This window comes from Nocardia farcinica, assembly GCF_029867845.1.
Classification (GTDB): domain Bacteria; phylum Actinomycetota; class Actinomycetes; order Mycobacteriales; family Mycobacteriaceae; genus Nocardia; species Nocardia farcinica_A.
On sequence record NZ_JARWRU010000856.1, the window covers coordinates 1 to 1,747 of the forward strand.

The following is a 1,747-nucleotide window of genomic DNA, read 5'->3' on the forward strand; positions in this document are numbered from 1 at the left end:
GGCCGGTAGACCCCTCGACGACGATCTCCGCCTGGTCGTCGTCTCTGGATTGCAGGCATGGAACGCGGCGGTGCAGGCTTCGCGCCCGCACGCAGGCGTACGGATCGAGGCCGCGGGTTTCGCGGTGCGGGTGACTTCGGCCGACCGGGGCGACCGGCCGAGGGTGCCCGGTGCGCTGGACAACGCGGCGGCGCCGGTGCGGCAGCTGCTGCAGGATCTGATCACCGGTTTCGACTACGAGCTCTACGACGCGCGGCCCTACAGCACCGGGCCCGCCGTCGAGCCGAGCGTGGAGCACCGCGAGGTCGACGTCGACATCGGCGGCGAGCACACCTACGCGTCGATGACCGAGCGGGAGATCCACACCTGGGTGCCGAACCTGCACACACTGGCCGCGACGCCGTTCCTCATCGTCGGCAGGCCGGACGACGAGCAGACCTTCATCCAGACCTACCGCAACTCCGCGGTCGACTACACCCTCGAGATCCACGACAGCCGCCGCCGCGACCACTACTTCGCGACCACGGTGTCGGATCCGGCGGTCGTGGCACAGCTGATCTGGGAGTGGGCGGGCGAGGACTGGTCGACACTGCAACGCGTGGATTGGCGGCACACACCCAAATGAGCAGGGCAGTCGACGGGCCGCCCGCCCGCACCCCTGTCCGTCGGATCGGCTCGCCCCGGGACGATCGCGCCCGTCCCGAGCGCGCCGAGTACGCTCGAGCCGCCGCGCCCTTGCGGGCAGCGGTGCGCAGATCGAGGCGCGAAGCGGAAGGCAGCACATGAACGAGCCGTATTCCCCGTGGCACCAACGGAATCCGGCAGGCGAACAACCCTTGGCTGCCCGCTACACCGGTTCCGAGCCGATCCTGTGGAACGGCAGCATGGTGTATCCCTTGTACTCCGACCGGATCGGCGCCGAACCGATCCTGCTGTACATGACGCTGCTGTCCCAGGCGCCGCCGGCGGGGCTGCGCGGGCACGGTCTCGGACTGGCGGTGCGGCAGGGCTACATCGACCTCGACGGCCACAAACTCACCGGAGTGGACATCTGGAGCGACGCGCTCGCGCGCGGGGTGACCGTCGAACTCGTCCCCACCGGCGCGGACGCCGCGTTCTCCCTCACTCCCGTATGGGTCGACCAGACCGGCGCGCACCAGAGCTGGACGGGCAACTACGGCCTCCTCGTGGAGGACCTGCCCAACGACATCGTCGCGCTGTGGTGCAGCCTGGGCGAGGGTCCGCCGAACTTCGCCAACCTCGTCGTCGGCGTGGGGATCGCGCCCGTGCGCCCCGGGTCGAAGGAGCAGGCGCGGCAGGCCGGGACAGGCGCGACCGGCACCGCGTCCCCGGCTGCCGCCACGGCGGGAGCCGCCGCGCCCGGCGGGTACGCCGAGCCCCCCGCGCTGCCACCGCACGCCACCGTGCCCCCTGTTCCGGCCGAGGGCGAGATCGCGGCGAACGCCCCGGACACCACGAAAACCCCGGGCTCCACGGCCACCACGGACCGCCGGGTGCCCATCGGTGGTGGCCCCGCCGAGGCGGAATGGCTGCCACCCGAGGCCTACGCCCCGGCCACGCAGGCCGAACCCGAGGCGACGCCGACCGGCGCGCCCGCGCCGGAGCAGGCCTACCCCGACAGCGCCTACGCCGACGACCGGCTCACCGACCACCGGGTGCCCAAGGAACGTCGCGTCCGCCGCCTCGACACCCCGCCGCCGACGGAGCCCACGCCGCACTTCGTCGA

1 protein-coding gene and 1 pseudogene are annotated in these 1,747 nt (G+C 72.4%); both read left to right on the forward strand.

Annotation, left to right across the window (positions count from 1 at the left end):
• A partial coding sequence (locus QH283_RS18730; protein ID WP_280504284.1) for a hypothetical protein occupies positions 1–625 on the forward strand: 625 nt, incomplete at its 5' end.
• A 157-nt stretch (positions 626–782) separates the two neighbouring features.
• Positions 783–1,747: pseudogene (locus tag QH283_RS18735) on the forward strand (hypothetical protein); the annotation flags it as partial.